This is a genomic window from Aeromonas sp. ASNIH7 (genome assembly GCF_002903485.1).
GTDB lineage: Bacteria > Pseudomonadota > Gammaproteobacteria > Enterobacterales > Aeromonadaceae > Aeromonas > Aeromonas caviae.
The window spans coordinates 3,332,761-3,352,226 of the sequence record NZ_CP026226.1; the positions used below are offsets into that span (position 1 = coordinate 3,332,761).

The following is a 19,466-nucleotide window of genomic DNA, read 5'->3' on the forward strand; positions in this document are numbered from 1 at the left end:
GAAATAGCGCACTGTGCTGCTTGTGTTTACAGCTTGGCGAGACGCTCGCGGATCTCCTTTCTGCGGCCCTCGTCCGCCACCTCGCGGCCAGGGCGCGCCGGGGCGGCCAGGGCCTTGTCCAGATAGACCTTCGCCTGTGCCTTGTCACCCTGATCCAGCAGGAAGTCGCCGTAGAAGAAGTTGGGGTCGATGCCGGTGGGATTGATGGCCAGCGCCTGCTTGAGCAGCTTCTCCGCCTTCTCGTCGTCTCCAAAGCCCACCGGCCAGCCCGGCACCTGGTAGTAGAGGGAGCCCAGGCTGGTGTAGGCCGAGCCTTCCAGCGCCTTGGGATCCTGCTTGATGGCGATCTCGAGCTTGGCCTTGGCCTCCTTTACCAGGCTCAGGGCGCCGAGGCCACCCTTGGCCCCCGCCCAGGTGCTCTTGACGATGGCGGACCAGATCAGCAGATCGGTGCGAAATGCCTCCTTGGCGCTCGCCTCATCGGCCTTGGCACTCAGGCTCTCCAGGCAGCTCTCCTTGGCTTTTCCGGTCTGCTGGTACTGGCAGTGGGCCCACTCCTGCTGAATGGTGGGCAGGGCATCGGCGGCCTGGGCCAGACCGCTTGCCAGCAGGCCTCCCAGGGCGAGCAACAGGGGGCCGTGACCAAATCGGGGACGGAAAGTGGCGTGCTTCATCTCAATGTTCCTTCTCGTTTGTCGCACAGGCGGGATCGCTCCTGTGATCGGGGGCTGGGGAGGCGGTGCGGCGGGCGTGGCGCTCGATGATCGGGCGCTGCTTGGCCAGGGCCATGTCCACCAAGGCGGGCAGCAGGCCGTTGAGCCGCACAAAGAGCTTTTCCGGCCAGCCGAGCCAGCGGCGGCGTGTCTCGTTGCACAGGGCGATGACGGCCTCCTCGGCCACGTCCTGTGGGCTGTCGGTCCGGGTGCCGAGCTCGGCATTCATGGCATAGGCCGCCTCGGAGTTGAGCAGGGTGCGGGTGGCGCGGGGGGCAAAGTGCAGCACCTTGATGCCGGTTCCCTCCAGCTCCCTCCCCAGAGACTCGCTGAAGCCGCGCATGGCGAACTTGCTGGCGCAATAGACGCTGTAGCCGGCAAAACCGATGGCCCCGAGGCTGGAGCCGATGTTCATGATGATGGCGGGCTTGCGCAGCCGGGGCAGCAGGGCTCGGGTGAGCTGGATGGGCGCCTCGACGTTGAGCAGCAACTGGCGTGTCACCTGCTCGCTGCTCTGATCTTCCAGCCAGGCGAACTGGTTGCAGCCCGCACTGTTGATGAGCACGTCCAGCCCCTCGTCCAGGGCCGGATGTTGCAGCAGCTGCGCCCGCTCATGGGGAGAGCCAAGATCGGCCGTCACCGTCTGGTGGCGATCCGGATGAGGCAGCTCCCGGCGCAGGCGCTCCAGGGCGCTGGCCCGACGACCGTGCAGCAGCAGATGGGCACCCTGGGCCGCCAGTTCATGGGCCAGGGCTTCACCAATGCCGCCACTGGCGCCAGTCAGCAGTATGCGTTTGCCTTCAAGCTTCATTGGCAGGATCCCGTGAGCTGATAGAGCATGTCGCCATAGAGGCGGTAGACCACCTTGGCGGCGTGAATGATGGCGGCCTGATCGGCGGGGTTCTCCACCCGGTCCATCAGGGACTCGAAGAATTTGAGGTGCTCCTGATCCAGGGCACCGTGGGAGCTCAGGTAACTCATGGCCTGGGGGGGCAGGCCGAGGCCGCTCTTGAGCTGGTCGGCAATGGTCAGGGCGATGGCGACGCTGGTGCCTTCCAGCACCTGCACCATGCCGAAGAAGCCCATGGGATTGCCGCGCTGGATCTGGTCGTAGAGGAAGGCCACCATCAGCTCGATGGGCAGGCCCGGCTGGCCGTGGCGTACCGCCTCGGCATCACCGCCGCAGGCACGGATGTCGTTCAGGATCCACTCCTGATGGCCGTACTCCTCGTCAATGTACTCCCTGATGGCGCCACGCACCCATTCGTACTCCTGCCCCAGTTTGCCGCCGGTGGCCATCAGGAGCGGCACCGTGTGGCGCACGTGGTAGTAGGCCTGTGCCAGGAAGGCGAGGTAGGTGTCACGGCTGATGTCGCCGCGGCGGCAGGCCTCGATGATGGGGGCGTTGAACAGGCGTTCGCGCTCGCAGGCGGTGGCTTGTTGCAGGGTCTGGTAGAAGCTCATGAGGTCTCTCCTGTGAGGCATTGGCTGATCTGCCGGGAAAAATGGTGATAAATCTCGTTGCGACGGGGGCGCCCGTTGGCCGTCAGGAGGCCAGGGAGCTGATCCAGGGCGACCGGCAACCAGTGATGGATGCGGGCGTAATCGGGCAACTGCTGGTTGAGCCGGGCAATCTGCTCTGGCAATTGGGACTGGCTGCCCGGCAGCGGCTGGATAAGGGCCACGTTGGCGGGCTGACCATCACCGAAGATGACGATGCGGGCGATGGCCGGGCAGAGCTGGGCCTGGGCTTCCACCCACTCCGGGGAGAAGTTGCGGCCAAAGGCGGTGATCTGCACGTTCTTCTTGCGCCCCGTGATATGGAGATAGCCCTCCTCGTCGATCCGACCCAGATCCCCTGTGGCGATCTGGCTGCCCGTCTCGCCCTCTTCCCCCAGGTAGCCCAGCATGGCGCTGCCGCTGACCATGACTTCGCCGTCTGCGGCGATCGTCACCTGGCAGTGGGGCAGGGGCAGGCCGACGCTGCCGGGACGATCCCCGTGGGGGCCGTTCAGGGCGACCACGGAGCCGCATTCGGAGAGACCGTATCCCTCGTAGACCGGCAGCCCCGCCGCACGGGCGTGAGCGATGAGTTCGGGGGCGACCTTGCCGCCGCCCACGGCGACGAAGCGCAGGGTGCCGAGCTGTGTCGCCAGGGCAGGGGTATTGAGGCACAGGGCCAGCAGCAGGCGCAGCAACTCGGGTACTAGCACCAGGCTGTGGCTGGGCCAGCGCAGCAGTGCCTGGGCCAGGGCCGCAGGATCCAGCTTGCTGGAGCCCGAGAAGCCGAGTTCCCCCAGGGAAGGGATGCGGCTGCAGGCGCCGGTCAGCAGCGGTACATACAAGCCGGTCAGGTTCTCCAGCAAGGTGGTGAGGGGCAGCAGGGTCAGGTGTTTCTCAACCCGGGCAGGGGCCACCCGCAGGGCAAGGGATCCGCAGACCGCCGTCATCTGTTCCAGCGACAGGCAGACGCCCTTGGGTTGCCCCGTGGTGCCCGAGGTATAGGTGATCTTGGCGGTGCCCGCAGGCAGCTCGGGGAGGCGTGCCGGGATGCGGCGCCACAGGGGCACGGCCTGCTCATCGGGCCTGCCTGCCATGAGCACGAGGGGTGAGGCGGCTTGCCACCCCTGGTGCTCCGGGCCGACCAGGGCGTCTGCTCCGCTGCTTTCCAGCAGCCACGTCTGCTGCGCCGGACTGAAGAAGTGGGGAACCGGGATGACCACGATGCCGGCCCAGGTGCAGGCGAGATCGATCAGCGCCCAGGGCAGGCCGTTGTCGAGTTGCAGGGCCAGGCGGCGGATGCCGGCCCCTTGCAGCACGCCAGCCAGTTGCTGGATCTGCTGCCACAGGCTCTGGTAATCCAGCTCACCCTGGCTGCCTAGCAGCGCAGGCTGGCGCGGGGTCTGGCTGGCATGGTGGGCGATGGTGTCGAACAGCGTCATTGCGCGCACCTCCTGTCGATGTCGGCATGGTTAAAAAGGCGGGGCATGGGCCCCAGCAGGTTGAGCAGCAGGCTGCTCTGTGCGAGCACCTCGCGCCCCTGGTTGATGTCGCCTGCCATCACCTTGGGCTGGCAGCGGTAGTATTCGCCCCAGGCGCTGGCATCCTCTCCCACCTGATGGGCCTCTGCGAGTGCCAGCTCCACCGGGTTGAGACGCAGGCGGGTAAAGCTGTTGCGCAGCTTGGCGGTGCCGGTGAACACCACGTAGTCCAGGGCGTTGTCACACAGCAGACGGCACAGCGCGGCAAACATCAGGCGGGCGTGACCCGGTTCGCTGCAGGCAAGATTGCCCACTTCGATGATGCGGTGGCGGGCCGGACGGACCCCGAGGCGGGTCTCGATGGCGGCCTCGACAGGCTGCTCCAGATATTGCTCCAGATAGAGCGGTTGCTCGTGCTCGCCATGGCAGGCCTGGTTGAGGCCGCAGGCACCGACCAGCACGCCATCTGCCCGGTAGAGCCCGAGCAGGCAGGGCTGGAAATGGGGAATGCGGGCGTTGAACTCGAGGGTATAGGCGGCCTGGATATAGGTTTGCAGCGCCATGACCTGCTGCGGGGATTCGGCCAGGATCAACCGGTAGGGGGCTTGGATCTCGATGGTCATGGTTGGCTCCTTCTCTTGCGATGGGATGAGAGTAAAAGGGCAAACTTAAGAAACCCTTAAGGCGCAAAAAAAGACGAAAAAAACTGGCGGGGGGTGAACGGGGGTCGATGGGGGCACCAGACAAAACAGTTGCCAGCAGCGGGCGTGGCAGGCAATCTGCCCCGCTGTCGCCACCCGAGGAGCTGCCATGTCATCCCCTGTTCACTGTCCCCTGTGTCTCTCCCCTCGGCACCATGCCCTGCCGGTGGCGGGCAAGGGCTATTACCGCTGCCTGGCGTGCGAGCTGGTCTGGATGGACGAGGCGGACCACCTGGACGAGGGGGCCGAGAAGGCGGTCTATGACGGGCACGACAACCGGGTGGACGATCCCCGCTACCGGGCCTTTCTGATGCGTGCCTTTGGCGAGGTGCTGGCCCGGGTGTCGCCTCCTGCCAGCGGCCTCGATTTTGGCTGCGGCCCGGGCCCGGCGCTGGTCGCCATGGGGCGGGAGGCGGGCTTCGAGATGGCGGGCTACGACAAGTTCTATGCCGACGACCCCGAGTGCCTGACAAGGCAATACGACTTCATCACCAGCACCGAGGTGATAGAGCACATCGCCACCCCCCGCGCCGTGCTGGACACGCTCTGGGGCTGCCTCAAGCCCGGCGGGGTGCTGGTGTTGCAGACCCAGCGGGTGCTGGGGGACGAGCGCTTCAAGACCTGGCGCTATCGCCACGATCCCACCCACATCGTCTTCTTCGCCGAGGCCTCGTTCCGTGCCCTGGCGGTCCGCTGGCAAGCAGCGGTCGAGTTTCCTCATGCGGATGTGGCGGTGTTCACCAAACCCTGAGCCGGGCGTTTTCATTTGGCCATGAGTTGGGCATGCTGGTGGCCTGATACCCAGGAACGGATGCCCCTATCTCCATGTCGATCCCCCACCTCTCATTGCAAGACGCTCGCCACCTGCAACTGGCGGCCCAGGGGCTGCTGACCCCGCGCCGCGCCAGAGCAACCCCCGCCGACCTGCTCGCCTGCATTCGCCGCATGGCGTTGCTGCAGATAGACACCATCTCCGTGGTGGCCCGCAGCCCCTATCTGGTGCTGTTCAGCCGTCTCGGCCACTACGATCCGCGCTGGCTGGAACAACTGCTGGCCGATGGTGACCTCTTCGAATACTGGGCCCACGAGGCCTGTTTCGTCCCCCGGGAAGATTACCGGCTGCTGCGCCATCGCATGCTGGATCCCGCCGCCATGGGCTGGAAGTTCTCCGCCCAGTGGCTCAAGACCCACGGCGGCGAGATAGCGCAGATAGTGGAGCGCATTCGCCAGGATGGCCCGGTGCGGGCGGCAGACTTCGAGCGCAAGGGGGACAAGGGCAACGGCTGGTGGGACTGGAAGCCGGAGAAGCGCCACCTGGAGGTGCTGTTTACCGCAGGCCAGCTGATGGTGCGCGAACGGCGCAATTTCCAGCGGGTCTACGATCTCGCCGAGCGGGTCATGCCGGAGTGGAATGACGAGCGGGATCTGCCGAGTCCTGATCTCGCCCGGCGGGACATGGTGCGAGCCAGTTGCCGGGCGCTGGGGCTGGTCAAGACCGGCTGGGTGGCGGATTACTATCGCCTTAAACGGGGGAAATACGACGCCCTGCTCCACCAGCTGGCGGATGAGGGGGAGCTGTTGCCGGTACGAGTGGAGGGGTGGCAGCACGGAGCCTTCGTTCACGCCTCCCTGGACGATGAGCTGGTCCGGGCCCAGGCGGGCACCCTCAAGGCGAGCCACACCGCCGTGCTCTCGCCCTTTGACCCGCTGGTGTGGGATCGCAAGCGGGCCAGCGAGTTGTTTGGCTTTGACTATCGCATCGAGTGCTATACCCCGGCCCCCAAGCGCCAGTACGGTTATTTCGTGCTGCCGTTGCTGCATCGCGGCAAGCTGGTGGGCAGGATGGACGCCAAGGCCCATCGCAAGGAGGGGGTGTTTGAGGTCAAGAGCCTCTATCTGGAGCAAGGGGTCAGGATCACCCAGAGCCTGGCCCAGGATCTGGGCAAGGCCATCCAGAAGCTGGCGGAGTGGCACCAGACCCCGCTGCTGCGTTATGGCAACGTTCCTGCTCCCTTGCTGGCTCAATGGCAGGAGGTGGCATGCTGAGGAAGGACGCCTACCCTCGCATCAAGCCGGGCAGCACCAGCGTAACGGCCGCGGTGATGCGCTCGCGGATGTCGCTGCCCGGCGCCAGCAAGCCGAGCGCCATCTGGCGCAGGGGCTCCGCCATGGTCATCGCCAGCAGCAGATCGCTGGTCTGGGCGGCGTCCAGCTCCCGCAGCCAGCCCAGTTGTTGCTGGCGCTGCAACCACGCCGCCAGCGTCGCCCTGCCGCGGGCAATGCCGTTCTCCTGATAGGCCGCCAGCAGGGCATCCCGCCCCGCGAACTCATGCTGCAGCAGCCGGAACATGCCCACCGCCGGTGCGCTCAGCACCTGTCCCGCTATGGCCTGCAAGCCCTGCTCCAGCATCTCCCCCAGCGCGCCTGGGTGGGCGGCATCCTGCTCGAAGGCCGGTTGAAAGGCATCGGTCCAGCTGCGCACCGCCTGCGCCACCAGCTCGTCACGGTTGGCGGCGAAGCGGTAGAGGGTCTTCTTGGCGACCCCCGCCTCTTTGGCCACCGCATCCACGGTCGCGGCGCCGTAACCCCCCTTGAGCAACAAGGTCAGCGTCGCTTCGGCAAGGGCGGCGCGAAGGTCGGCTTCCGGGGTGACCGGACGGCCTCGTGAGCGTGTTTCTTCATCGTTCGGGTGCGACATATGGGCTCCTGGAAAGCATTGACAGACCCAGCATACAGGCATAGCGTAATTTAAGAAACGAACTTCGTTTCCTAAATTTATGGGAGTCATATCATGCATCCTTCTGCCCTGTTTGCCCCTTGGGGCGTCAATGACATCAACGAGTTGCTCAGCCCGCAACCCCTTCGCCTGGAAATGGGTCTGACCCGCAGCACCGACGGCCTGCTGACGGTCGCCATCCGCACCGATCTGCACGGCTGCAAGGGGCGCATGCTGGATTGGTGGTTCACCTTCTTCGAGACGACCCAGCACATCAGGTGGTGGCACCCCCACGATCATGTCGAGCACCGGGGCTGGGATCATCACTGGAAAAAAGGGGAGCGCTTCGTGGGAGCCAGCATAGAGGCTGTGGAGTGGCTTGCCGAGCTGCCGCCGGTGGCAGCTCGCCTCAAGTTCCACGGCGCCGAAGAGGTGTTCGCCCCGCAATCGCTACAGGAGGCGCGGGAGACGCAGGCTCTCTCTGCCGCCATCTGCGCCCGTATCGGCTTTGGCGACGAGGTAGCTCTGGATGGCAATGGTGCGCCGCTGGATGGCGAGATGCTGCACCTGGCGCGCGATACCCCATACGGCTGTGTGCTGCGCAGCCGCTTCCTGCTGGGCAAAGCCTGCGCCAACCCGTTTGACGAGGTGCCGGACGAGGTAGGTTTCAACCTGATGCGCCACTGCTACAGCGAATTCAGCTATCTGGCGCAGTTTCTGCCGTCGCTCTACTACGCGGAAAACGGTCGTGAACCGGCGCCGACGCTCTGGTGACGGGGCTGACAGTTGGCGCTGAATGTGGCTGAGTGCCTTGACACATCCAGTGGGAATGCCGGCTATCGGGCTGTGGCGTGAGCCGCGGAAGATGGTCATAAAAAAACCGGGCACTGGGCCCGGTTTGTTATGCAGTCAGGATGTGCTTACTGGAGCACCAGCACCATCAGCAGACCGACGGTGATGGCGGACACCAGGAAGGCGAAGCCATAGAACACATAGTGGTGCAGCTTGGTGGTGTGGATCCCCAGATCATGCAGGCCGTGGTAGATGCGGTGCATGCCGTGCCAGACGGGCAGGGCGATGATCACCAGCAGGATGCAGGCACCCCACCAGGAGCTGGCGAATGCCAGCACGCGCTCGTAGCTCATGGTCTCCACGTCCATGATGCCCATGGGCACCAGCAGACCTGTGATGAGGACAATGACCGGCAGCAGCATGGCAACCACCATGCCACCCGCACCAAACAGACCCCAGTAAATTGGCTCGTCAGAACGTCTCATATTTTTTCCTCAAATCATGATTGAGTGATCGTGGCCAACGTTTCTGAGTGAGAGCCCGGTACCAAACAGACACCAATAACCGGGTTCGTCAGAACGTCTCATTGTTTTCCCCTCAGGCCACGATGATCAGGACAAGCAGGGATACCGCCGCCAGCGCCACATACTGGGCGATGACGATCGGCTTCTCCGGCACCAGGTCTTCGCCACGGAAGATGCGCATGGCTTTCGGGGCCAGGGCGAACCAGGTCTTGGCGTGGAACAGGCAGGCTGCCAGGGCGATGACGTGGAACAGGATGGCAATGGGGCTCTGCAGGGATTCCAGCCAGCCATTGAATGCCTCCTGACCCTGTACCAGCCGCAGCAGACCCCACATCAGCACGACGGCGTAGATGGAGACGAAGATGCTGGTGCCTTCGCGGATCATGTAACCGGTGTAGAAGGCATTCTTCAGCCACCAGTCTTTTTTCATCTCGCGCACGTAAGGCTTACGTTTGCTCTCAGTGTTGTTCATGGTCTCACTCCTGGTCTCAATCCGGCTTGAACATGGCGATCATGTAGTCCTTGGCGCTCTCGACCTTGCCAAGCTGGATGGCGGCGGCCGGATCCACGCCTTTCGGGCACACTTCGGAGCAGTAGCCCACGAAGGTACAGCCCCAGACGCCCTCGTCCTGGCTGATGATCTTCATCCGCTCCCTGGACGCGCTGTCGCGATTGTCGGCGTTGTAGCGATAGGCCAGTGCCAGGGCCGCCGGACCGGTGAACTTCTTGTTGATGCCATATTGCGGGCAGGCCGCGTAGCACAGACCGCAGTTGATGCACATGGAGAACTGGTGATACTTCGCCATGTCAGCTGGGGTCTGGGTGTACTCGCCATCGCACAGGTTGCGCGGCTCGGACGGGATGATGTAGGGCTTGATGCTCTCCAGCTTCTCGATGAAGTCGGACATGTCGACCACCAGATCGCGCTCGATGGGGAAGTTGTTGAGCGGTTCGATAGTCATCTTGCCCGGCAGGTAATCCCGCAGGAAGGTCTTGCAACCGAGTTTCGGAATGCCGTTGACCATCATGCCGCAGGAGCCGCAGATCGCCATCCGGCAGGACCAGCGGAAGCTCAAGGTGGAGTCCAGATGATCCTTGATGTATTGCAGCGCATCCAGCAGGGACATCTCTTTGAGGTAGGGCACCTGGAAGGTCTGCATCCAGGGCTCGTTATCCTGCTCGGGACGGTAGCGCAGGATTTCAATTTCGATCATCTCAGCCATTCTTCTTAGCCTCGTCTTGTTTCTCACCCTCGGAACCGTACACGCGCTTGGCCGGTTGGGATTTAGTGATCTTCACATCGGAATAGTCGATGGTCGGGGCCCCTTCGCCGTTGTAGAAGGAGAGAGTGTGCTTGAGGAAGTTGACGTCATCGCGCTCCTCGTAACCGTCCAGACGCTGGTGGGAACCGCGGGACTCTTTGCGGTTGATGGCGGAGTGCGCCATGGCTTCCGCCACGTCCAGCATGTAGCCCAGCTCGATGGCGTACAGCAGGTCGGTGTTGAAGACCGAGGACTTGTCGTTGATCTTGATCTTCTTGTAACGGGCTTTCAGCTCGTTGATCTTGTCGATGGTGCCCTGCATCAGCTCTTCGGTACGGTAGATACCGACACCGGCTTCCATGGACATGCCCAGTTCGTTGCGGATATCCGCCGGGTTTTCGGTGCCGTCGATGTCCAGCAGGGAGAGGTGCTGCTTGATGAGCGCCTCGGCCTTGGCGACCAGCGCCTGGGTGTTGCCGTGTTGCTGGGTGGCGGCAAACTCGGCTGCCTGCTCACCGGCCACCTTGCCGAAGACCACGATCTCGGACAGGGAGTTGGAACCCAGACGGTTGGCGCCGTGCAGACCGACGGAGGCACATTCGCCAGCGGCATAGAGACCGGCCAGACGAGTGGCGCACTTGCCGTCGGTTTCGATGCCACCCATGGTGTAGTGGGCGGTCGGACGTACCGGAATCGGCTCTTTTACCGGATCCACACCCACATAGGCCTTGGCCAGTTCGCAGATGAAGGGCAGACGCTCTTTCAGGTACTTCTCGCCAAGGTGGCGCAGGTCGAGGTGAACCACGTCGCCCATGGGGCCCTGGATCACGCGGCCTTTTTGCTGCTCCTGCCAGAAGGCCTGGGAGAGACGGTCGCGCGGACCCAGCTCCATGTGCTTGTTCTTTGGCTGGCCGACCGGAGTTTCCGGGCCCAGACCGTAATCTTGCAGGTAGCGATAGCCATCCTTGTTGAGCAGGATGCCACCCTCACCACGACAACCTTCGGTCATCAGGATGCCGGTGCCCGGCAGACCGGTCGGGTGATACTGGACGAACTCCATGTCCCGCAGCGGTACGCCGTGGCGGTAGGCCAGGGCCATGCCGTCACCGGTGACGATGCCGCCGTTGGTGTTGTAGCGATAGACACGACCTGCGCCGCCGGTGGCCAGCACCACGGACTTGGCCTGGATGAAGCGGGTGATGCCGTTCTGGATGTCAAAGGTGACGACACCCTGGACGCGGCCATCTTCCACGATGAGATCCAGACAGAAGTGCTCGTCGAAGCGCTTGATGGTCGGGTACTTGATGGAGGTTTGGAACAGGGTGTGCAGGATGTGGAAGCCGGACTTGTCGGCGGCGAACCAGGTGCGGGGGATCTTCATCCCGCCGAAACGGCGCACGTTGGCCTTGCCGTCCGGTTTGCGGCTCCAGGGGCAACCCCAGTGCTCCAGCTGGATCATCTCGTTGGTGGCGTTGTTGACGAAGTACTCGACTACGTCCTGCTCACACAGCCAGTCACCACCGGAGACGGTGTCGTTGAAGTGGTTTTCCAGGGAATCGTCATCACGGACGACGCCTGCGGCGCCACCTTCGGCGGCCACGGTGTGGCTGCGCATCGGATAGACCTTGGAAATCAGGGCGATTTCCAGCTCCGGGTGGGCTTCTGCAATGGCGATTGCGGCACGCAGGCCACCGCCACCGGCACCGATGATGGCAACATCGGTCTTGATAATATCCACATCTGCCTCCTTAGGGATAGATTTGCTGGGCACGATTTTGCTCTATGAAAAAAATTCAGGCTTGATGCAAGTCAAACTGCTTTGTTTTAGTGCTTGGCAACGGTGATTTTTATTACAACCACCCCATTCCTTGGATGAAAATGCCGTCATTATCGCCATCCATCAGTGATCTGGATCAGCCGTACTCGTTACTCTGGTGATTTTAACTCCAAGATTATACGTAGTTTTCTTTCAAAAAAATGAGAAATGCCTCTCTTTTTGGGTATTGCCCATAAAGTTTTTAAGTTTTTTATCAAAACAGTTTAATGATAACTATTATCACGATGACATATCGAGGTTAGGCATCAAAAAAGTAATGCGAATATAGCCATGACAGACTGGGCCCGTCTCCCACACATGGGCAAAAGGAGATGTCGATCACAGGGTTGAGGGTCTCGAAAGGGGATTATAACCGTTGAAACAAAAAGGGTTTATAAAAAAAAGGGGCCTGAACGGCCCCTTTCTTCCCATGGTCGATCAGATGCGGAACATGCCGACCTGATTATTCAATTCACCTGAAATATTTTTAAGCTGGGCCGACAGATTGCGGGAGCTGTCCGCATCCACTGCCAGCTCGTCCGAGACATCCTTGACCGCCTGAATGTTGCGGCTCACCTCGTCGGTGACGGCACGCTGTTCCTCTGCGGCGCTGGAGATCTGGGTCGCCATGTCGGAGATCTGGTTGATGGAGGTGGTGATCTGCTCCAGCGCCTGGGTCGCATCGTTGGCATCTTCCACGCTGTTCTGGGCCAGCAGCTGACCCTCGTGCATGGTACTGACGGCGCCCTGGGTGTTGCGCTGCAGGGTCTCGATCATGCTGCGGATCTCGACGGTGGAGCTGTGGGTGCGCTGGGAAAGCACCCGCACCTCGTCGGCCACCACGGCAAAGCCGCGTCCCTGCTCGCCAGCCCGGGCGGCCTCGATGGCGGCGTTGAGCGCCAGCAGGTTGGTCTGCTCGGCGATGCCCTGGATGGTGGAGAGGATGGTGTTGATCTCCTGGGCGTTCTTCTCCAGTTCCTGAATGATGCCGGAGGCCTGCTTGACCTGGGTGGCGAGATCCGTGATGGAGCGCTGGTTGCGGGCAATCACCTGCTTGCCGTGCTCGCAACTGCTGGAGGAGCTGCGGGCCGCTTCCGCGGTCTGCTCGGCGTTGCTGGCCACTTCGACGGCGGTGGCGGACATCTCGTGCACTGCGGTCGCAATCTGGGAGATCTCGTTTTGCTGGCGGGCCAGCCCCTGGTTGGATTTCTCCGCCATGTCGTGGGAAGACCTGGCCTGCTGGTTGAGCTGGGTGGAGGAGTTGGAGATGTCCTGCACCATAACGTGGATGCGCTCGATGAAGGTGTTGACGTGCTTGGCGACGGTACCGACCTCGTCTTCACGCTCGATCTTGATGCGACGGGTGAGATCGCCGTTGCCGCGGGAGAGATCGGCAATGGCCTCGCCCAGGGTTTTCAGCGGCGCCAGGGAGCCGTTGATGGCGACATAGGAGAAGCCCGCCACGATGAGGATGGTCAGCAATCCCTGGATGAGGGCGGAGGTGACCATGCGGGAGACGGACTGGTAGGCGACCGCTTCGTCCACCACGATGCCGAAATACCAGTTGGTGTTGGGGATCTCGGTGAGGTCGAACACGCTCGCCTTGCCGCTGATATCCATCTCGGAGATGGTGTTGTCATGGGCCAGCTCGTTGACCTTGGCTGCCGTCAGTTCCGGGGAGATGGCGGTGGCGGGTTTGAGGGTCAGATCCTTGTCCGGATGGGCGATGATGGTGCCGTTGCTGTCCACCAGAATGGCATAGGTGCCTTCCGAGTTCATGGCAAGCACGTCTTTCACCAGACCGTCGATGGAGACGTCACCGGCGATGACGCCGTCGGTGTTGCCGCGACTGAAGGGCTCGGCGATGGTGATGATGAGCTGGCCGGTGGTGATGTCGGCATAGGGGGCCGTGATGGCGAGCTTGCCGGCGGCCATGGCGTCCTTGTACCAGGGGCGCTGGCGCGGATCATAGCCGGCCGGCAGATCGGTCGGCTTGCTCTGGATCATCCGGCCATCCTTGGTGCCCACGTAGACGAGATCGAAGTTGCCCGCATTCATGGACTGGGCCAGGTGGCTGAGGGGCTCGTCTTCCTTGGCGAAGGCTTCCTTGGTGGCGGTGACGAGATTGATGCGGGCGTCGAGCCAGCGGGAGATCCCCTTGACGTTGGCGACCGAGCTGTCGTCGATGAAGCTCCAGATCAGCCGCTGGGTTTCACTGCGCAACTGGGAGGTGTTGTACCAGACCTGCAGGCCGGTGATGACCAGAATGATGGCCCCGATGGAGAGGACCAGCTTGTTCTTGATGGATAGGTTCATGTTTACATCCTTGTGAGCGTCAGTCAGAGATCCATGGTGTTTGTTATTGTTATGAGCCAACTCTGTATCGGCTGGCTATGGACTTTATGTATCCCGGTGCACCGCATTTTTTCAATTCTTTTCACCTCCTTGTGGCCTGCCAGGCCGCGCCGATACTCAGCTGAATCGATCTGGCCGGTTGGTGAAGATGCCATCGACACCCATGCTGGCGAGGGCGCTCCCATCACTCACTTCGTCGACTGTATAGACCAGGATCTTGAGCCCCCGGCGATGGGCATCCGCCACCAGGGTCTCGTCGACGAAATCCACGTCGCAGTTCAGTGACCAGGCCCCCAGCGTTTCGGCGAAGGCGGCGCCGTCGAGGGGCAGGCTGGCCATGAGGGCGCCGATCCTGATTTCCGGTCGCAGTCCCTTGAAGCGTAACAGCTCGGGATGATGAAAGGAGGAAACGATCCAGTGCGCCTGGGTAAAGCCAAGCTCGGCCTCGGCCCGCCTGGTCAGGGCGGCCACCGGCTCGGCGGTGTGGGCGCCCTTGAGCTCGATGTGCAGTTCGCAGCGCCCCGCCACCAGTGCCATCACTTGCCACAGGGTCGGGATCCGCTCCCCGTCCCCCGCATCCAGGCTCGCCAGGTACTCCCGGGATTGCCCGGTCAGCACACCCTGGCCGTTGGTACAGCGCTCGAGCCGCCGGTCGTGGAAGACCCAGAGCTCTCCGTCGGCCCACTGCACGTCCAGCTCGATGGCTTTGGCACCCAGATCCAGCGCCAGGCTCATCGCCTTGAGGGTATTCTCCGGGGCCAGGTCGCTGGCACCGCGATGGGCAATGATCTGCATGATGGCTCCTGTTGTCGTCTTTGGGGGCTTCATCCCCGGCTCATCCGGATGTCGATCTGCTGATGTGGCAGATGCATGCCGACCTGGCCGAGTTTCTCCAGGATCAGGGAATGTACCTCATGTGTAATGGGCATCCGGTGATCCATGTTGTTGACGTAGAGCCGGATCTCGTAGATGAGGGCCGAGTCGGTGAACTCGATGAGGAACACCTCCGGGGCGGGCGTATCCAGCACCAGGGTGGATTCGCGCACGCTCTGCTCCAGCAGTTGCTGTACCTGCTTGGGATTCTGGGTCAGGCCGATGCGAATGCGCAAGCGGACCCGGGTGATGGCATCGGACAGGGACCAGTTGATGAACTGCTCGGTGATGAAGGCCTTGTTGGGGACGATGATCTCCTTCCTGTCCCAGTCCACTATGGTGGTGGCGCGGGTCTTGATCTTGGTGACGGTGCCGGTGAGATCACGGATGGTGACGGTGTCACCCAGGCGGATCGGTTTTTCGAACAGGATGATGAGGCCGGAGACGAAGTTGGCGAAGATCTCCTGCAAGCCGAAGCCCAGCCCCACAGAGAGTGCCGCCACCAGCCACTGGGTCTTGGACCAGTCGATGCCGAGCATGGAGAAGCCGGTGAGAGCGCCAATCAGCAGTACCAGGTACTTGCTCACCGTGGTGAGGGCGAAGCCGGTGCCTGGGGAGAGGCTCAGGTGCTGGAGCAGGGTGAGCTCCATCAACCCTGGCAGGTTGCGGGCGGTGACCACCGTCAGGATGAAGGCGAAGACGGTTAGCATCAGATCCTGCAGGGTGATGGCGGAGAGCTGCTCGATGCCGGCCACCTTGCTGCTCACCTGCCACACCTCGATGCTGCTGAGGAAGCTGAATGCCGAGTTGAGATCCGACCATTGCACCACCACCAGCATGGTGAAGCCCAGCATCAGCAGGGTGCGCACCAGGCCGAGGGACTGGGCGCTGATGGTATCCAGATCCAGCTCGGGCTCCTCCACCACATCGGGGATCTCGGAGCTGAGATCGTCCTCTTCCCGCTCCCGCTGCGCCAGGATCTCGGCCCGCTTCTGCTTGGCGCGATCGAAGGCGAGTCGGCGGCGCTGGATCAGCATCCAGCGGTGGGCCAGATAGTAGACGAGCAGGCAGCCGAGCCCCGCCAGCAGGCTCAGCTCCAGCTGGCGCAGCAGGGTGCGGGAGGTGTAGAAGTAGCCGAACAGGGCGCCCAGCACCGCCAGCAGCGGGGCCAGCATCAGGCTGTTCCAGATGAAGTGGTGCAGCAGATGGGGCTTGGTCATGTCTGCCTGACCCCAGGTGAGGGGCAGTTTTTCCCGGTTGAGGCGGGCAAAGAAGAGCAGCAGCCAGAGGGCCCCGATGATGAAGGCGAGGCGTCCCAGGGAGTCGTAGAAGGCGTGCTCCTGATAGCTGCTCGCCATGCCCTGCACGAAGAAGCTCGGGATCAGCACCAGCAGCAGGGTACGAAACTGTCCCCACACTCGCTGCACCCGCTCCTTCTGCCAGCGGAAGTGGAGGATGAGGATCCCCTTCTCCAGGGTGAGGTGGCGCGCCACCAGCAGGGCCAGCAGCAGGAACCAGATTTCACCCAGGCCCCGGGCCACCGCCACCGCGAAGGGATATTGCCAGGCGCCGTCCAGCAGGCCGTGCACCATGAGCACCATGGCGGGCAGCGGCAGGGCGGCGAGCACGGAGCGCACCAGCAACCGGCTGGTGAGGCTGAACTTGTCCTGGGTTACCTTGCCGATGCGCGGGGCAATGTAGTGGCTGTATTGAAGGAGGTGGCGGGCCAGTTTCAACCAGCACCAGGCCAGCCCCAGCAGCCCGAGGCCAGCCAGGGTCAGGCTCAGGGGGTTGTTCTCGGCGATGGCCCTGGGCAGTTGCAGCCAGTTGGCCGGGTTGAAGGCAAGGCCGAGGGCGGCCGGGACGCCGAGCAGCACCGCCGGGCTCAGGGGGCGCACGTCCGGCATCCAGAACAGATGGCTGGCGCTGAGTTCGCGGATCTCGTCGATCTTGCTGTTCTGGCGGCTGTAGAGCAGCTTGAGGCGGGTCTGCTCCTGAATGAGGGTGTCGGAGGCATCGTTGAGCCGGGTCAGCAGTTGTCGCCTCGCCTTGAGCAGGTTATCCAGCACGGCGCGCTGGGCCCTGTCCAGGGTGATGTCGTCTCCACTGAGCAGGCTGTTGCGCAGTTGCACCGGATCCTTCAGGGCATCCTGCTCGGTCTCGTACTGGTATTTGGCCATGCGCGCCTTGACGATGGCGGACTCCAGCCGCTCCAGCGGGAAGTAGGCGGGCAGATCGGCCAGCTTGCTGCGCAGGTTCTCGCCGTAGGCGTTGCTTATCTGCAACCACTCCAGCTGTTCGCGCACCGAATTGACCAGCTCGTTGAGCCCGGAGAGGGAGGTGTCCACCCCCCGTTGCTCGTCCTGCACCCGTTCAATCTGGTCCTCGAGAGCCCCCAGTTGGAGGGAGAGGGCCTGGTTTTGCTGCTGTTGCTCCTGCAAGAGGGGGAGGTCAGAGGTGAGCTGGCGGCGCAGGCGTTCGCTCTCGGCCAGGGCCTGCTCGGTCTTGTCCCGGCGCAGCTGGTTCTGCTGGGCAAGCAGACTGGTCTGCCACTCATCCTCGTCGGTGATGGCGAGGTTGAGCTCCTGCAGCTTGAGCTTGCCCAGATCGTTGCGCTGCTGGGCGGAGAGCTGCTCCAGCTCCAGCATCTGGATCCGGTCGGAGAGGCTCTGCTCTTTGAGTCGGGTGGCCAGTTGCTGGGCCTCCTGCAACCTGTCCGACTCGTTGCTGAAGCTCAGGCGATCGAGCAGGGAGCGGGTCTGGAGCAACTGCTTGCGCAACTCGTCGACCCGCAGGTGATATTCCTGGCCCGTGCTCTCAAGCTGGTTGAGGCTGTCGGTCACCGCCTGACGCTCCTTGCGCAGGTTGAGCTGGCGGTTGCTGCTCAGGCTGATGGCCTGGCGAAGGGCATCCTCCTTGAGGGAGGAGAGGGACGGGCGGGACTGGGGCTGATAGTTGTGCAGCCCCTCCTTGAGACGGGCGGACTCCTTGGGGTAGTCGATGAGGATCTGCTGGTAGGCCTTGCCCTGTTCCCGGTAGCGCTGGGCATCCCGGGCATATTGCAGCGCCTGCTGGTAGCTCTCCCGCAGTTGCTGGTTTTCCGGGGTATCCGTCTTGGGGACGCTTTGCAGCAGCTCCTCTACCTGAGTGATGGCATCATCGGCCTGGACAGCGGAGAAGGGGAACAGGCTGAGACAGAGCATCAGACAGAGCAAGCGTTGCAACATGGCGCACGTTTCCGTTCAGGAGAAGTCGCCCTAGCCTAAAGCAGGGGCCGGGGCGGGTAAAGCCCTCAAGATGAATGATCCACGGCACAAATAACGGGTGATCCGGGTCTTGTTTGGCTATTATTCTGGCCGTTCCCCTTCATTGAGCAATTTATGTCCTCCGTCGATCTGGGCACGGCCCCCCTTTCCCGCCTCTTCTTGCGTTACGTCACCCCCACGGTGGCCGCCATGCTGGTCACCGGCATCTATGTCACCATTGACGGCATCTTCGTCGGCCATATCCTGGGCCAGGACGGGCTGGCCGGCATGATGCTGGCGTACCCCATCTGCGCCGTGCTCTACGCGGTGGGTGCCCTGATCGGCATGGGATCCTCGTCGCTGGCCTCCTTCTATCTGGGCAAGGGGGAGCAGGCTAGGGCGCGCCACATCGTCGGCAATGCCCTGGTGATGGTGCTCATCGCCTCCGCGCTGCTCGCCTTCATTGGCATTCGTTACGGCAAGGCCATGCTTGTCTGGATGGGGGCGCAGGGGGTCATCTTCGACGCAGGCTTCGCCTATCTGCAGTGGTACGCCTGGCTCGGGGTGTTCGCGGTGCTCTCCATGGCCTTTACCGCCCTGCTGCGCAACGACGGGCGACCCGGCCTCACCACCTGGATCCTGGTGGGGGGCGGCGTGCTCAACGTGCTGCTCGACTACCTGCTGATGGCGGTGATCCCCTGGGGGCTGGCGGGGGCCGCCATCGCGACCATGCTCTCCCAGGCGGTCACCGGGGGCCTGTGCCTGTGGCACTTCTTCACCCCCCGCAGCCAGTTGCGCATTCGCTGGGATACCCTGGTGCCCGACTGGCGGCTGATGGGGGAGACATTGCGACTCGGGGTGTCGAGTTTTCTGATGTACCTCTACCTCTCGGTGGTGCTGGCGCTGCACAACAAGGCGCTGCTCTCGGTGGGCACTTCGCTGCACGTGGCCGCCTATGGGGTCATCAGCTACAGCGAGGCCTTCTTCTATCTCATCTTCGAGGGGATCGCCATGGGCATCCAGCCTATCGCCAGCTTCAATGCCGGGGCGGGCAACTGGTCGCGAGTACTGCGGGTACGCAACCTGGCATTGGGAGTGACCATGGCGGTGGCACTGTGCGGGATGATCCCGCTGTATCTGTGGCCGGAGGCAGTGGTTTATCTGTTTGCGGGGGACAATGCTGCCCTGTTGCCGGTAGCCAGCCTCGGTATCTGGCTCTACTTCTGGGGGCTGCCCATGGAAGGCTTGCTGCTGGTGGGGGCCACCTATTTCCAGGCCATCAACCGGGCCCGCATCGCTTCCCTGCTCACCGGCGGCAAGTTGGTGCTGATCGGCGGTTTCCTGTGGGGCTTCTCCTCCCTGTGGGGAGTGGCCGGTGTCTGGCTGGCGCTGCCTACTTGCAGCACTCTGCTGGTCCTGGTGATGTGGCGGGTGATGAACAGGGAGGGGCGCCAGCACAGCGCTGCCTGAGATGTGGTCATGCGTCCA

General features: G+C 63.0%; 17 protein-coding genes. 4 read left to right on the forward strand and 13 right to left on the reverse strand.

The annotated features are described in order from the left end of the window. Positions 1 to 26 precede the first annotated feature (26 nt). Genes C2U47_RS15695 through C2U47_RS15715 form a run of 5 tightly spaced genes read right to left on the reverse strand, consistent with a single transcriptional unit; the run spans position 27 to position 4,317 of the window. A complete protein-coding gene (locus tag C2U47_RS15695; protein WP_010673794.1) occupies positions 27 to 674 on the reverse strand; it encodes a tetratricopeptide repeat protein in 648 nt (215 codons plus the stop codon). Position 675: 1 nt separating this feature from the next. After that, entirely contained in the window at positions 676 to 1,524 is an 849-nt protein-coding gene (locus C2U47_RS15700; protein WP_010673795.1) for an SDR family oxidoreductase, read from the reverse strand. After that, positions 1,521 to 2,177 (reverse strand): TenA family transcriptional regulator, encoded by a 657-nt coding sequence (locus tag C2U47_RS15705; RefSeq protein WP_010673796.1) that lies wholly within the window; start codon positions 2,175 to 2,177, stop codon positions 1,521 to 1,523. The genes C2U47_RS15700 and C2U47_RS15705 overlap by 4 nt, the downstream gene beginning before the upstream one ends. Next, positions 2,174 to 3,655, reverse strand: a complete 1,482-nt coding sequence (locus C2U47_RS15710; protein ID WP_010673797.1) for an AMP-binding protein — start codon at positions 3,653 to 3,655, stop codon at positions 2,174 to 2,176. Before C2U47_RS15710 ends, C2U47_RS15705 begins: the two co-directional genes overlap by 4 nt. Beyond that, complete coding sequence (locus tag C2U47_RS15715) at positions 3,652 to 4,317, reverse strand: thermostable hemolysin (protein ID WP_010673798.1); 666 nt, start codon at positions 4,315 to 4,317, stop codon at positions 3,652 to 3,654. Before C2U47_RS15715 ends, C2U47_RS15710 begins: the two co-directional genes overlap by 4 nt. Positions 4,318 to 4,504: 187 nt before the next feature. Here C2U47_RS15715 and C2U47_RS15720 point away from each other — a divergent pair, with 187 nt between their 5' ends. Beyond that, the gene (locus C2U47_RS15720) at positions 4,505 to 5,146 is read left to right on the forward strand and encodes a class I SAM-dependent methyltransferase (protein WP_010673799.1); all 642 of its coding nucleotides are present in this window, start codon (positions 4,505 to 4,507) and stop codon (positions 5,144 to 5,146) included. A 74-nt stretch (positions 5,147 to 5,220) separates the two neighbouring features. Then, the gene (locus C2U47_RS15725) at positions 5,221 to 6,441 is read left to right on the forward strand and encodes a winged helix-turn-helix domain-containing protein (protein ID WP_010673800.1); all 1,221 of its coding nucleotides are present in this window, start codon (positions 5,221 to 5,223) and stop codon (positions 6,439 to 6,441) included. Positions 6,442 to 6,451: 10 nt separating this feature from the next. Here C2U47_RS15725 and C2U47_RS15730 read toward each other — a convergent pair whose 3' ends face one another. Further along, positions 6,452 to 7,093, reverse strand: a complete 642-nt coding sequence (locus C2U47_RS15730; RefSeq protein ID WP_010673801.1) for a TetR/AcrR family transcriptional regulator — start codon at positions 7,091 to 7,093, stop codon at positions 6,452 to 6,454. A gap of 93 nt (positions 7,094 to 7,186) precedes the next feature. Between C2U47_RS15730 and C2U47_RS15735 the strand changes: the two genes are divergently transcribed. Further along, complete coding sequence (locus tag C2U47_RS15735; RefSeq protein ID WP_010673802.1) at positions 7,187 to 7,885, forward strand: DAPG hydrolase family protein; 699 nt, start codon at positions 7,187 to 7,189, stop codon at positions 7,883 to 7,885. A 146-nt stretch (positions 7,886 to 8,031) separates the two neighbouring features. On the opposite strand, the gene frdD is transcribed toward C2U47_RS15735, so the two are convergent. From frdD to mscM, 7 genes are all read right to left on the reverse strand, one after another. After that, positions 8,032 to 8,388 (reverse strand): fumarate reductase subunit FrdD, encoded by a 357-nt coding sequence (gene frdD, locus C2U47_RS15740; protein ID WP_010673803.1) that lies wholly within the window; start codon positions 8,386 to 8,388, stop codon positions 8,032 to 8,034. 112 nt (positions 8,389 to 8,500) lie between these two features. After that, positions 8,501 to 8,899, reverse strand: coding sequence for a hypothetical protein (locus C2U47_RS15745; RefSeq protein WP_010673804.1), 399 nt, complete (start codon positions 8,897 to 8,899; stop codon positions 8,501 to 8,503). A 16-nt stretch (positions 8,900 to 8,915) separates the two neighbouring features. Then, positions 8,916 to 9,650 (reverse strand): succinate dehydrogenase/fumarate reductase iron-sulfur subunit, encoded by a 735-nt coding sequence (locus C2U47_RS15750; protein WP_010673805.1) that lies wholly within the window; start codon positions 9,648 to 9,650, stop codon positions 8,916 to 8,918. Next, positions 9,643 to 11,427 (reverse strand): fumarate reductase (quinol) flavoprotein subunit, encoded by a 1,785-nt coding sequence (gene frdA, locus C2U47_RS15755; protein WP_010673806.1) that lies wholly within the window; start codon positions 11,425 to 11,427, stop codon positions 9,643 to 9,645. The genes C2U47_RS15750 and frdA overlap by 8 nt, the downstream gene beginning before the upstream one ends. A gap of 516 nt (positions 11,428 to 11,943) precedes the next feature. After that, positions 11,944 to 13,821 carry a methyl-accepting chemotaxis protein gene (locus tag C2U47_RS15760; protein ID WP_010673807.1) on the reverse strand — a complete coding sequence of 626 codons (1,878 nt, stop codon included), beginning with the start codon at positions 13,819 to 13,821 and terminating at the stop codon, positions 11,944 to 11,946. Between the two features lie 156 nt (positions 13,822 to 13,977). After that, positions 13,978 to 14,655 (reverse strand): glycerophosphodiester phosphodiesterase, encoded by a 678-nt coding sequence (locus C2U47_RS15765; protein ID WP_010673808.1) that lies wholly within the window; start codon positions 14,653 to 14,655, stop codon positions 13,978 to 13,980. 29 nt (positions 14,656 to 14,684) lie between these two features. Continuing rightward, positions 14,685 to 17,960, reverse strand: coding sequence for a miniconductance mechanosensitive channel MscM (gene mscM / locus C2U47_RS15770; RefSeq protein WP_010673809.1), 3,276 nt, complete (start codon positions 17,958 to 17,960; stop codon positions 14,685 to 14,687). 153 nt (positions 17,961 to 18,113) lie between these two features. Here mscM and C2U47_RS15775 point away from each other — a divergent pair, with 153 nt between their 5' ends. After that, a complete protein-coding gene (locus C2U47_RS15775) occupies positions 18,114 to 19,448 on the forward strand; it encodes an MATE family efflux transporter (RefSeq protein WP_010673810.1) in 1,335 nt (444 codons plus the stop codon). Positions 19,449 to 19,466: the final 18 nt, after the last annotated feature.